Origin of the sequence: Pseudoalteromonas sp. M8, assembly GCF_018141365.1 — a bacterium.
Taxonomy (GTDB): domain Bacteria; phylum Pseudomonadota; class Gammaproteobacteria; order Enterobacterales; family Alteromonadaceae; genus Pseudoalteromonas.
The window spans coordinates 826853-841578 of the sequence record NZ_CP047240.1 but is presented as its reverse complement, the minus strand read 5'-3'; the positions used below and the strand labels follow the sequence as shown (position 1 = coordinate 841578).

The following is a 14726-nucleotide window of genomic DNA, read 5'->3' as shown; positions in this document are numbered from 1 at the left end:
GCTTATTTCGCTCCCTCAGCCAGCTCTTCGGCCAGCTCTTGCTGTAGCTCTTGTATTAGAATGGCTTCTATTACTCGAGCAAGCCCCAAAATGGTTGGATCTTTAAAAAAGGAAGCTGGTGACAAGGTCACTTCAAATTTATTGCTTAGTTGCGACATGATTTGTACCCCCATTAAGGAGTCACCGCCCAGCTCAAACAAATTATCGTGAATGCCTATTTGCTCTATCCCCAACATGGCGCTCCAGACTTGCGCAATACCAACTTGTAAATCATCTTCTGGCGCAACATATGGCGTTGATAACTCAGGACGCTCATAGCCACCACTGCGAGGTGCCGCATCTGCCATAGTCAATTCTGCATCTAACAGGTTACCTTTGGTGGCTTCTAATCGTGCAGGAAGGTCGAGCGTTGAAACCGCAACTTGCGGCAATATTGGTGCGCTGAGTATGCGCTCCATAACTTCAATCCCTTGCTGAGGCGCGATGCCGACTCCGTCAGGCATATCCATATCACCAGCCATGCCGACCTCTCGCCAACTGTCCCAGTTAACAGCCAGTATTGGATAACCGCCCGTTTGCACCAATCGCTGTGCGTATTGTTGTGCAATACCATCTAGATAGGCATTAGCTGAAGCGTAGGCGGCCTTAGATAAACCACCTGCAATGCTGGCAAGCGATGAGCACAACACCATAAAGTCCAGTGGCTGCTCGTTAAATAAAGCCAACAAATGTTGCGTACCCACAACTTTGGCAGCAAACATCTGCTCGACAAACGCTGCATCCGTCGAACTAATTAAGGACGTTGCACCACTCCCAGCGGCATGGATCACCCCATTGATCTGCCCAAACTGCTGATGTGCTTGTGTGACAACCTCTGCCATTTGTTCAAAGTCCGCCACATCTGCTTGTTTAACCAGTACCTGCGCACCAAAGGATTGCAATTGTGCTAACTTTTGCTGTTGTGCTTCTGAAGGCGTGCTGCGACCAAGCAAGACTAATTTAGCCTGGTAGTGCTCCGCCAAATGCTCAGCCATTACCAAACCAACGCCACCTAAACCGCCGGTAATTAAGTACACCCCACCTTGGCGATAAATCGCTTCATTTTGCTTAGGTTTGGCCGTCGCTTCAAAGCCCATTAGCCAACGATGATAAGACCGATAAGCGACCACCTCGCCCGCTTCGCCATGTTGCTCTGACAACAACCAATCTATCCAGTCACCATGCAGTTGTGCGCCAAAATCAACCAGTTGACATTGAATGTGTGGGAACTCCTGCGGGATGACTTTACATGGGCCAAGTAACATCGACTGAGGGGGTGAAATCTCATCATTGCCCGACACATCGGCCAACCCTTGGCTCACTACGCTCAAATTAACCGGCTGACCTAACTGTTGCGATTCAAGTGCTTGAGCAAGTGCGATTAGACTCATCATGCCCTGTTGTTGAGTTTGGCTTAAATCAGTAGGCTCGCTGGTCGGCAAGCTCCACAAATGGAATATATGCGATACAGGACCATGAATTTGATTCACGCTTGCAATAAGTTGCTGATAGTCGCTCAACTGAGCCGCGCGGATCACAAACTCATTATCCGATTCTTGGTGATATGCTTGCCCTAATTTGACCCGAATTAGCTTATCGCTCTGCGTGTGCAGGTTATCAAGGAGCAGGTCGCAGGCCTTATGCTCTGTTTCAAATAGCAAAGTACAACCCAGTTCAACGGGCTGAGTTAAATCAGGAACCGAGCGCTTATATGAAGGGATGTAACACCACTGTTCAATCGGTTTTGGTGCTAAGGCATTATGGTTGTTTTGCGCCACAATATTTGCATCAGCTTCAATCCAAAAACGTTTTCGCTCAAACGGGTAAACAGGTAAGGCGACGCGATGAGGTGTCTGCTCATATAAGGCATCCCAATCAATCTCTACGCCCTCAATCCATAAACGTCCCAAGGCTAAGGCAAAGTGTTGCTCTGTCTCTTGCGCTTTTCTTGGGTGTGGTAGCGAAGTGACAATACTCGTTTGCGCTTTTACTTCTGCATCCCGTCCAGCAAGTTGACTTAGCGTATTACTTGGTCCCACTTCGAGTAGCACAGTTTGCTCTAAGCCATTTTCTGACTCTGGATTGTCAAGATTGACGATAGTGCGCAGACCTTGGTTAAAGCGCACCGCTTGTGCTAAATGCTGCGCCCAATATTGAGGGTCGGTCGCTTGTTGGTCAGTTATCCAAGTGCCTGTTACATTCGATACAAATGGAATGCTTGGGGCATTGCACTGAACCTGGGCAATCAACTTAGCCAGTTGATCACCTGCATCACTCACCAAGGACGAATGGAACGCATGGGAAACATGTAAAGGCTGTACTACGACCCCTTGCTTAGTGAGCCTATTTGATAGTGCCGCTATCGCTTGCTCTGAGCCCGATACAACACAGTTTTCAGGGCTATTCACCGCTGCCAGCTCAACTTTATGCCCAAGATTGTCGGTATCAAGATAAGGAGCTAAAGCGGCTTCTGAGAGCGCCACCGATAACATACAGCCCGGTGCTTGCGCCTGAATAAATTCGCCCCGCTTGGCGACCAGGTATAATGCATCCTCTAAACTAAACACCCCCGCAATACACGCGGCGACGTATTCGCCGATACTGTGGCCAATCATAGCACTGGGCTTTACTCCCCACGCCAACCATTGCTGCGCCAATGCATATTCCACAGCAAATAATACCGGCTGAGTGACTGAGGTTTGTTTTAGTTGCGCCGCACCGTGCTCAACGTCCGCTTCAGCAACAAAAATGAGGTCTTTAATATCTTGCCCAACGTGCGCTATCAGGCCCTCCCGACAGTGGTCAAATGCATCTCTAAACACGCTTTCTGACTCATACAGTGCGCGGGCCATATTGATATGCTGCGAACCTTGCCCTGGGAACATAAAGGTAACGGGCCTGTCACCTGAAACCGTTAACTGCCCTTGCGCTCTTAATGTGCCGGTATCGTCAGCCAGTGCTGCAATCGCTTGCTCACTATTTTGCGCCACCACGACGGCACGATGGGTTAGGCCTTTCCTACCCACTTGCAAAGTGTAAGCACTGTCTTGCCACAAAGGCTGGGTGCTTGCTTGCTTAAACCAAGTTGCTAACTGCTCGCGGCGACTGGCCAGTGCAGTTTTGGTGTGGCCCGACAGCGGTAAGATTTGCCAGTTGCGCTGCGACTGCGTCGCACGTTGAACTGGTGGCTCCTCAAGGACCACATGCACATTGGTGCCACCAATACCGAATGAACTCACCCCAGCACGGCGTGGGCCTGTTTCATTTGACCAAGGCGTCAGCTTATCCGCGACATAGAACGGGCTATTGGCAAAGTCAATTTCTGGGTTAGCTTGCTTGTAGTGCAAACTCGGCGGGATTTGTCCGTGCTTCACTGTCAGCGCGGCCTTTATTAACCCGGTAACCCCTGCGGCTGCATCTAGGTGGCCGACATTCGATTTGACTGAACCTACGGCACAATATTGCGTTTGCTCAGTATCCATTCGGTAGGCGCGGGTGAGCGCAGCAATTTCAATGGGGTCGCCAATCACCGTGCCGGTACCATGCGCTTCAACGTAACCAATGCTCTCTGCCGGGGTATCAGCCATTTCCAGTGCTGCGGCGATAACTTCAGCCTGCCCATCCACACTAGGTGCGGTGTAACCTGCTTTAGTATTACCATCATTATTCATTGCAGAGCCCTTGATCACGGCATAAATGGTATCGCCATCAGCCATTGCATCTTCAAGGCGTTTAAGTACCACGACACCAGAGCCAGAACCAATTACCGTCCCTTGAGAATCTGCGTCAAACGGGCGACAGTGACCATCTGGAGACAAAATTGCGCCGGGTTGATATACATAACCGCCCTGATGCAAAAAGTTCAACCATGAGCCGCCAGCCAAGGTCATATCTGACTCATAATTCAATAATGAGCGTGTCGCCATGTGAACTGCAGCCAAGGAAGTTGAGCACGCCGTTTGTACCGTTACCGCAGGGCCCTTTAGGTTTAGTTTGTAGGCCAGTGTCATGGTCATGGCATCTTTGTTATTACCGTTCATCAGCGCTTGTAGCTGCGAGATATTACCAAGATCGCTAAAACGGCCACTTTGCATCAAATTAGAGATTAGATAAGTGTTTACGCCACAGCCGCCATAGACACCTATTGGAAAGTCACACTTGTCACCATCGTAGCCAGCATTTTCCAGCGCCTGCCAAGCGGTTTCTAAAAAGAGACGTTGCTGCGGGTCAAGCTCTTCTGCTTCACGCGGTGAATAGCCAAAAAATGACGCGTCAAACTTGTCTTGATCAGGCAACAACGCACACCGAGGGACAAAGTTGGGGTCAGCAATAGTCGCTTCCGGCACCCCAAGTTCACGTAATTCTGCCTCTGTGAAGGTTTTGATTGATTCCACCCCGTTTTTTAGGTTTTCCCACAGGGCATCTACGTTCTCAGCTCCTGGGAAACGACCTGCTAGGCCGACAATGGCAATATCTGTGCTTGAATAAGTTTCTGTAGTCATGCTTAGCTTTCCACTTTTGTGCGTGTTTTTTTCAAGAAGGCTTGGCGCTGGCGTTGACCACGCGCCGATGCTTTTTTCATTTCTTTGGCAACTGCTTGCTGTGCATTCGCAGCGCCTTCAGGTGTACGTTGTTCAAAGTAAGTGGCCATGGCACTTACGGTTGTCATATGAAACAGTTCTAACATGGTCAATTTACAGCTAAATTCGGCTTCAAGACGTTGCTGAATCTGACCAAACAATAGGGAGTGACCGCCCAAGTCAAAGAAGTTGTCATGCAGGCCAATTTGTTTCGCATCTAGACCTAGCACTTCCGCCCAAATCGCAGCGACTTTATTTGCTAAGCCGCCTGTTGGTACTTGATGGCTTTCACCACTCCCCCACTGAGGTTCGGGTAAGTGATGACGGTCAATTTTGCCATTGGCCGTCACAGGCAAGTTTGCCAATACGGTGATACAACTCGGGACCATGTAGTCTGGTAGTTTTTGCAGTAAACTTTGCTTCAGTGTTTGCGCGCTTGGTAATACGCCTTGGCCATTCGCCTCAGCGCCAACATAAGCCACTAAATGTGTCCCTGAATGACCATGTTGACCATCACCATCTTTGGCCAATACAACCGCTTCTTTAATGTGTGGGAGTGCCATTAATTGCGCTTCAACTTCACCAAGCTCTATCCGGAAACCACGAATTTTGACTTGATGATCGATGCGCCCTAAATATTCCAACTCATCGCGTTGATTCCAACGAACCAAGTCTCCCGTTCGATATAAGACTTCGCCATCGCTACTAAATGGGTTGGCAACAAAACGCTCTGCGGTCAGGGCTGGACGCCCCAAATAACCACGAGCAACACCACGACCACCCACGTAAAGTTCACCGCTTGCTCCTTGTGGTACAGGATTCAGATCGGCGTCTAAAATATAGGCCTCACGCGCACCAATCGGCTTGCCAATTGGTACAGTGCTAACCTCATGTAGCTCACCCGGCAAACTGATCCATGCCGTTGGTGTAATAATGGTTTCAGTTGGCCCATAGGCGTTGACAATCCGGGGCGCGGAAAACGCCCGATGAGCGTCTTGATAATCTGTGCGGCTAAATTCTTCACCGCCAACAATACAGGTGCGAATTTGTTTACAGTCGTGCAAATGCGGCGTCAAAAGGCGCAAATAGGCGGGCGGTAAATGCAGTGCCGTCACCTTGTGCACGTTTATTAACTCACTGACGGCCTCCACATTGAGCTGCGCCTTAGTCGCCAGCACTAACGCACCACCTTTGATCAGTGGTGTCATCCACTGCTCACCTGCGGCATCAAAGTTAATCGAAAAGAACTGCAGCTCCGTGTGCTCGCTATCCACTCCATATACGTCAACCATATTTTGAATATGCATGGACAATGGGCCATGCGTAACGGCAACCCCTTTGGGCAACCCCGTCGAACCTGAGGTGTAAATAACATACGCTAAGTGCTGGGAATGTGATGCAATCGCAGGGTTAGTCGTCGCAAAGTCGCCAAGTGATATATGCTCGTATGCAAGCACTGGGATGGCGTTTTCAGCGTTTGGAATATGCGCCACGAGCGCAGCATTCGTCAGCACCAACTTAACCCCGCTATCCTTCACCATGTGAACAAGCCTGTCCTCAGGGTACGTCGGATCGAGTGGCACATAGGCGGCTCCCGCTTTCCAAATCGCAAATAGGGTGACATACATCTCAATACCGCGCTCAAGCGCCATACCGACACAATCTTCAGGCCCAATACCTCGACTTTTTAAATAGTGCGCGAGCTGGTTGGCTCGTTGATTTAATGCGTTATAACTCACGGTTTGTTGGTTGAAGATAAGTGCGGGCGCATCTGGCGTGCGCTTCACTTGCTCCTCAAACAATTGATAAATGGTAGAGTCATCCGTTGCAACCGCAGGCCCTTTGGCAACCTGAGTCAACCACGCTTGCTCTGCCGAGGTTTGCACACATAGCTGCGCAAGTGGCGTTGCGCCAGACTCAAGCTGGGCATGTAGCAGAGCAACATATTGCTCAGCCATACGCGCTATCGTTTGCGGCAAAAATAGTGCTCTGGGATAAACAAACTCTAGCGCTACTTGATCCTCTTCTAGCTCGTAAGTTTCGAGCGTTAAGTCAAATTGCGGCGCCACTTCTAGCGGCTGCCAAGCGCGGGCTGATAAGTTAGTATCCTTTGCGACCAACGGCTGCCATGCACGAGTATCATGCTCCGTATGGCTAAACATTATCTGGAAAAGCGGATGCGTATCGACGCTCCGTTCCGGCGCTAGCGCTTCGACTAGATACTCAAAAGGAACATCTTGATTTGCTTGTGCGCCCAAGACGGCAGTTTTGACTTGCGCCACAATATCTTGCAAACAAGTCTGACCCGAAAACTTCGCAGGGATCACTTGGGTATTTACAAAAAAGCCTACTAACTCTTGGAGTTGAGGCAAATGGCGGTTCGCAACTGGTATCCCCACTCGAATGTCATGTTGCCCAGTATGACGATAAAGCAATGCATGAAAACTGGCTAACATCACCATAAATAAGCTGGCGTTTTGTTTGGCCGCTTGGCGACGAAGTTGCTTAACCAGTTGGGCCGGTAAGACGACACTGTGATTTGCACCTAACAGTTGCTTATTATTTTCAGGAGAGTGCGCTTTATTGACTCGAGGGAAATCCGTGCACAACTGCAAAATAGGTTGCTCATCGCAGGCGAGCTGTGCTTGCCACCACGTTAATTGTGCTTGCGCTGCATCGGAGGTGAGATACGACCGCTGCCACAAAGAAAAGTCTTGATAGGTGATTGCGCCCTCTCGCACTTTACTCGCACTCAAGGTTCCCAAATAAATATGCGCAAGTTGGTCTAGTAATATTTGCATCGATACGCCATCGGAAACGATGTGATGCATCACTATAATCAGCTGATAGCCTTGCTCACCTAGATTAATTAGCGCCGCGTTGACGACATCCCCTTTAGTTAAATCAAATTCGTATTGGCTCACTGTGGCAACCAATTCAGCCAATGCCGAAGCTTGCTGCGACGCTGCAACATTACTTAAGTCAAATTGTTGCAGCGGCCAATGACCCGTTTGCGCAACCACTTGGATTGCCGTACCAAGTTCATCGGTATCAAAGCGTGTGCGCAGCGCTTGGTGTTCAGCCACCAGAGTATTTAACGCGTCTTGCAAGCGCGTAGCGTCTATATCTGAGTGTAGGTTGATGCGCGCACCAATATTGTAAGCACTGCTATGGGGCTCTAGTTGCCATAAAAACCATAGTCTCGCTTGCGCATGAGACATTGGAATGGCCTGCTCAATTCCATACTCGTTGGCAATAATGGAATTTATTGATGACACGCTGGAAGCTTCTTTAGCCACCAACTGTTGGCGTTGTGACGCGGCCAAAATAGCATCGGCTTGCTCGCCTAAGCGCAAACAATGAAATATTTCTGTGGGGTCAAACTTCACTTGCCAATGTTGCTCAATGGCGTGAATTAACTGCACCGCTTTTAGCGAGTTACCGCCTTCTGCTAGAAAGTGTGCGTCGCGACTAAAATCACTCTTACGATTGAGCACGGCTTGCCAGATATCGGCCAGTGCTTGCTCGTGTTCTGATAAAGGTGCTGGGGCCAAAGTATCTGCCAGTGTTTGACCACGCACCAGCTGATTATGTGCATAAATCGCATAAGCCTTATCAGCATTATCTTCTGACAGTGGCGCAGCGACACTCAGTTCAGCGGCTTGCGTCCACATTTGCTTGCAGGCGCTACGCTGTAATTTGCCACTGGACGTTTTTGGCAAGCTTGCAGGTTGCATCATCAAAACGCCTGTGACGGACTCATCACAATATTCTGCAACGATTTCCTTTAAGCGATTAACCAACAACTGCGGACTCACTTGGCGCTGAACCTTGCGCGCAATTTCTAGGGCTACACCAACGCCTTCGCTATGGTTATCCGTGGCTGCAAATACCGCGATCCGACCTTTACGGGCGAACTCAAATTCTGCTTCGATAATTTTTTCAATATCCTGAGGATAGATATTGCGACCATGAGAAATGATCAAATCCTTGATGCGGCCAACAATGTATAGTTGATTATCTTGCCACACTCCTAAGTCCCCGGTGCGAAGCCAGCGCGCTTGCTCATGTTCTACAAAGGTGGCAGCCGTTGCAGCTGGGTTTTGCCAATAGCCCTGAGCAATACTCGGCCCCGATACCCAAATTTCACCCACATGTCCTGCCGGCAATGCCGCCTTGGTCGTGTTGTCTGTGATCCGTATACTATGATGTGAAGCTGGTACGCCACAGGCTACCTGCTTTACGCCGTGCTCAGCTTGTTGTGCGATACCTTGTGCAAGTGAGGCAGCAGAAAATGACTGTACCACTAGGCCAGATTGTCTTTTTGGCCCAGTAACAAATAAGGTTGCTTCAGCCAATCCATAACACGGGTATATGGCTTGAGGATTAAAACCTGCTGGCGTGGCTTGTGCAAAAAAGCTATCAAGCGTATCAACCCTTACAGGCTCTGCGCCACTAAAGGCCACTTGCCAAGAAGACAGATCCAAGTTCGCCATTGCGCTTGGCCTTATCCTTTCAACACACAAGCGATAACCAAAATCTGGACCACCGCTTGACGTACCTCGGTGTCTAGCAATTGCTTCAAGCCAGCGGATTGGTTTTTCAAGGAAGTAGCGAGGCGACATCAAGACACATTTTGAGCCATTGAATAAAGGCAAAATCAAGCCGGCCATTAATCCCATATCGTGGTAGAGAGGCAACCAAGACACAACAACCTCGTCTGCTATCACCCCACTCCCTTCGCTGATGGCAATTTCATTTGCAATCAAATTACCGTGACTCACCATAACACCCTTTGGTGCTGCCGTTGAGCCTGAGGTATATTGTAAAAATGCCAACTCTTGTGGTTGTGGCGTATGCGCTTGCCAGCAGGTATTCTCTTGATAATTTAACTGGTCAACAAACAGTAAACTTGCAGCACTTAGGCCGCTGTTGTGCATTTCTTGTTTGGCTAGTTCAACTAACTGATGATCTGCAGAATGCGCTAAAATAGCGGTTGCTTGACAATTTAACGCAATCCCAACAACGCGCTGAATATGCTGAGAACGTGAAGATTCGGGAACAAATAAAGGAACCGCGATGAGACCGGCATAAAGGCATGCGAAGAAACTGATAACATACTGTTCATTGTTATCTAGCATCAACAGCACGCGATCACCTTGACGACACTGTAGCTGCAGCTCGGCCGCTAGTCTTTTAATCTGTATATCTAATTCACCATAGGTAAATGAGCGCTCATCCAGCACACCTTCTTTGTCACTAACGACCACCAACGCGGTTTTATCTGCTTGGATCTGGGCAAGGTGTTGTAAACGCTCAACCATGCTGTGGGGCGTCTCGCCCGTGAGATACGGGTTTAGTTGTAATGGCTTGTGTTGCATATTGCAGCTCTACCTCAATTTTTCTAAATGGGCTCGCGACTAGAGACAAGATTAAAAAGCGAACCGACTAATACCAAGTGTTTAATGCTGTGTGATAACCCAAGTCCTCAAGTGCAGCGCTTGGTTTTACTCACAACTACTGACCACAGAAGCCGCTGATGTATTATGGCGACTCAGTGTTTGCTCAAGCGCAGACAACACCGAGGCTTGGGCACTGTGAATATAAAAATGCCCACCAGTGAAACCTTGTTGCGATAATGGATGACGGGCGTGCTGCTGCCAGGCCAGCACTTCGCTAACACTGATTAAGTCATCGTGGCCATAAAAAGTGGTTACCGGCACGGTTATTTGCGAAGGGCTAGATGGCGCAAACGAGCGCAATGCGCGATAGTCAGCGGCCAGCACTTCAAGCGTCATTTCCAATAAATCAGCATTGTCAAATAGCATGTCTGGCGTTCCTCCCTGCGCTCGCAATTCAGCAATGAGCGCTTGCCGATCATTAGGTTCTGGGTAGCGCTCGGGATGAATAAACTGTGGCGCAGGACACGCCGATAGCATCAAGGCGTTAGGCAAAGGTAAATTGCGCTGTTGCAACTGCAGTGTGACGCCATAGGCAAGCAAAGCTCCCATGCTGTGGCCAAAAAAAGCATAATCACCGACCATCTCATGCTGATAACCCTGAAGTATCGCACTCACTTGCTCGTGATAGTTTTCGACTTTCTCTTCAGCTAACTTAGGGCCTCTTCCTGCAAGCTCAATGGGCACTAGCTTTATCCAGCTAGGCAATTGCCGACTCCAACGTAAGTACATTGAGGCACTCGCCCCAGCACAAGGCAGGCACAACAGCTTAATGCTTGGTGTACTCACGCGTCACCTAGTTGCGCTTGCTCAGCCATCCACTGACGCAAAGAGGCAGGTCGCATATCTGTCCAGTGCTCGTTAATGTAGCTTTGCACGTGGGCCTTATCGCCCTGAACACCAGCTACAGCTTGCCAACCCGCTGGTACCGCTTTCCACTCGGGCCAAATTGAATATTGTTCTTCTTGATTAATAAGCACGATGAAGGTTTCATCTTCGCGGTCAAAACAGCTCACTGACATGACATCTCCTGATAAATATTGCACTGCTACTATAGGCAGTCGGTTTACATTCTGATGAGGTTGGGTAGCCATGAGGTATGTATCTCCGTGCTACCTTCTCAACATGCCAATAAATTTGGCGATATTGCCTCTGTAGACGAATAGAAATGCGAATTGTTTAAAGAAAAAAGCGTCTATATTCTGATTTTTTACCAGTGCAGATAATTGAAAGCATATGGGTAGGGATATCGCGGCCTAAATATGCTTAGCCGCTAAGCGGTTATCAAGTTAAACGCAGTGATAGTGTTGGCTTGCACTGCGCTCAACTTTAACCACTCAGGTTATTTATGCAGCTGCCTCTTCACGCTGATAAAGTTGGCCGTGCTCCATTCGCAACAGTCGATCGGCGCAGTCAAAATACTTATCGTCATGAGAGATAACCAACAGCGTTTTACCCTGCGCTTTAAGCTCTGGTAATAACTGGCGATAAAACACCTCTTTAAATATAGGATCTTGGTCCGCCGCCCATTCATCAAAGACTAAAAACGGACGCTGCTCTAAATGGGCTACCACCATGGCTAGTCGCTTTCTTTGCCCTTGAGATAACGCACGCGTTGAAAATGCACCATTGGCAACATGCACTTTACGATTAAGTTGGAGCTTTTCTAACAGTGAGTTTGCGGCCGCATCTAATTCAGCCGAAGGGATATCCAGCAATTCTTCAAACAAATAAAAGTCAGAGAAAATTGCGGTGAAAAGCTGCCTATACTCATCTAGATCTTCTGGGTTAATGGTTTTGCCATCTAAGCGAAGTTGACCAGTATTACTCTTGTATAATCCGACCAACATCTTAGCCAGCGTGGTTTTGCCACTGCCATTACCGCCAACCAAAAAGACAATTTCCCCCGGTTTAAATGATAAATCGATAGGTCCAAGTGTGAATAAATCATCAGAAGGTTCATGATAAAACTGATGTGTTAATCCGCTTAATTCAAGCTGCTTAAACGAAGATGGCGCATTCGGTAAGTGCTTTTCTTTCGCTCCTTCGGATAAATGCGCGGTGACAGCTTCAATGCGCGCAGCTGATGCTTTCGCTATATTGGCCGCGGGCAGAGCTTTTAGTAAGTTCTCTAAGGGCGCAATCATATATATAAAGACCAACGCAAAGCCCGTTAGTATTTGGGTACGCTGCGCTGAATCTGCTACCAGCGCGAACAAAACCGCGCCAATAAATGCGTAGATTAAGAAATTTCCCCAAGCGGTAGAAATAACAAAGACAGACATGCCCACCGTCCGTTGCTTACGAACCGATTCAATGGAATCTCCAAGCACGTTATCTGCAAATCGCTGTCTTTTACCAGCATGTAAGCGTAGCTCTTTGGCACCATCAACCAAAGCACTAAAGTGTCCAAACAAACGATCTTGCTCTTTTGCTGCACTATTTAAATAGCCGATGGCTTTGAGATGAACCAAATGATAGCCAATAGAGCCTAAACCCAAGACCACCAGCGCCATCACAAATACATCCAGCGATAACCAAGCAATGAAAGCCATACAACCAATAACAATTATACCGTTGACAACGATCACCGGTAAACGGACGAAAAACTCAGCGACCTTTAAGCAGTGTTCAGACAGCGCTGATTGCACCTTGGCTCCGCCCACTTCTTCAAGTTGACGATAATCTGCTTGCAGCACCTTATCTGAAATATGCCTTCTCAGCACAGCGTGTGCCTGTTGACTCAATCGCTCAAACAATGTTGATGCCACCACCTGAAAAACCAGCACAGCCACCACCAAGGCCACAAAAATACCAAAAAATTGATTGGCTTCTTGTTGTGATGAATTCAATACCTTATTAATTTGCGTGAGTAACAATACGGCACACACACCGCAGATTGCACTCGTGAACACAGCCGCACCTAACAACCATTTTGATTGACGAATTAAATACCCAAGCACACGATTTCCTCATAATTCAATTACTGAGTCTGATAGCAACAAGACGAAGCACTTCTAAAGTTGTTTAACGAAAGTCTAAAAAAAACTAGATTTATACCAATTTACCTAAATGTTGAGGCCAGAAAATCTTGTCTTTAGTCAGGCAAAAATTTTGCTATTTAGTTGTTCTAACTGATAAATTTTTAACACAGCTCGCGTCAGATTTAATCCCTCCAAATCGAGCAAGTATGAAGTCAAACTGGTATTGTCTGCCTAAAGGCGAGCAACTTACTCACCAGCGGGCAAATTAAGGTGTTGCTTAGCGCCAAAAAAATCACTGAGCACCGTTAAATAAATCTGCTCGATTTCCAGTAAATCACTTATGGGTAAACACTCATTGGCTTGGTGTATCGTGTCGTTTTTAACACCACATTCAATCGTTTGGGTGTGACCATTGGCAAAAAAACGCCCATCAGACGTGCCTCCAGCGGTGTTTACTATGGGGTATCTCGCAGTACACCGCACGATGGCGTTTTCCACTAAGTTTAAGAACGAATTTTCCATATCTGCACTGGTATAGTAGGGGTTACATGCCCTTGACCAATCTAGACTCAGGTTGTCTTTAAATCTTGCTAAGTGATTTTCGATAATGCCGATGATCTCTTGATTACTATACCCATGGCTGTATCTAATATTGAAATTAACCTGGCACGCTTCAGGTACGATATTATCCACATCAGTCGTCGTATTGACGCCCGTGACTTGAAGGGTTGTTTTGACATCTGGCTGGTCTTTTTGCCACTGTAAACCGCACAGTGTCGCCACTATTTTACCCGCGATATGCGCTGCATTGATCGTTTGTTCGGGATAAGCGACATGGCCTGCTTTCCCTTCAATTTTTATGGCACCTGAGATTGAGCCGCGGCGACCATTTCGGATCACATCACCCACTCGATTGTGTGAGGTAGGCTCTCCAACAAGGCAAGCGTCAATCGTTACACCATCTTGACTGAGTCGCTCGACGATTCGCTTGGTACCAAATTCAGCTTCCCCCTCTTCATCGGATGTCAGCAACCAATAGAAAGTGCCTTTAAGCTTTTGCTTCGAAGCCAGTAAGACTCGTGTGGCACTCAGCATGGCAGCAATGCCCCCTTTCATATCGGACACGCCCTGCCATAAATAACATCGTTTACGACAGTCGCTTTAAATGGATCGGAATGCCAATGCTCCTGCTCAGCGGGGACAACATCAACATGACCAGAAAATGCAAAACTTGGACCTTCAGAAAAAACCTGCTTGGATATAAGGTTACGCACTCCATTTTCTTCAAACCATGAGGTTTCAAACCCGAGTTCCTCAAGATATTGGGCGATTGTTAAGATCAACCCGGCATCACAAGGCGTCACAGACGGCGCCGCGATGAACTCCTGTAGAAGACTTATAGAGGTACTTATTTGGGTTATTTTTTTAGTTAGTTCTTGCATGTAGAGCCTAGTTCCCAAGCCGAATATTTGTTTTTGTTGCACACCACTTTTAGGCAGCAACCACGACACTCAGACTAGTGACGAAACTAAACTAAATTTTTTTACATAAGATTATTGATTTGTCGGTGTTCGGTATTTTTTACCCCGCCAAAACATGTAATTTGACCATTAACTGCATTTTCTAGTGCCGTTTTTGGCAGATAACAGCCAAACAAACATAAG

At 47.9% G+C, this 14726-nt stretch carries 5 protein-coding genes and 1 pseudogene; all 6 read right to left on the bottom strand.

Annotated features, from left to right (window positions below):
• Positions 1-2 precede the first annotated feature (2 nt).
• Entirely contained in the window at positions 3-4541 is a 4539-nt protein-coding gene (locus GSF13_RS08830) for a type I polyketide synthase (RefSeq protein ID WP_211867942.1), read from the bottom strand.
• Positions 4542-4543: 2 nt separating this feature from the next.
• Complete coding sequence (locus GSF13_RS08825; RefSeq protein WP_211867940.1) at positions 4544-10000, bottom strand: non-ribosomal peptide synthetase; 5457 nt, start codon at positions 9998-10000, stop codon at positions 4544-4546.
• Positions 10001-10126: 126 nt separating this feature from the next.
• Complete coding sequence (locus GSF13_RS08820; RefSeq protein WP_211867938.1) at positions 10127-10867, bottom strand: thioesterase; 741 nt, start codon at positions 10865-10867, stop codon at positions 10127-10129.
• Complete coding sequence (locus GSF13_RS08815) at positions 10864-11100, bottom strand: MbtH family NRPS accessory protein (RefSeq protein ID WP_211867936.1); 237 nt, start codon at positions 11098-11100, stop codon at positions 10864-10866. The genes GSF13_RS08820 and GSF13_RS08815 overlap by 4 nt, the downstream gene beginning before the upstream one ends.
• 324 nt (positions 11101-11424) lie before the next feature.
• A complete protein-coding gene (locus GSF13_RS08810; protein WP_206471366.1) occupies positions 11425-13041 on the bottom strand; it encodes a cyclic peptide export ABC transporter in 1617 nt (538 codons plus the stop codon).
• A gap of 267 nt (positions 13042-13308) precedes the next feature.
• Positions 13309-14504 (bottom strand): annotated as a pseudogene (gene dapE / locus GSF13_RS08805) (succinyl-diaminopimelate desuccinylase).
• Between the last annotated feature and the right edge of the window lie 222 nt (positions 14505-14726).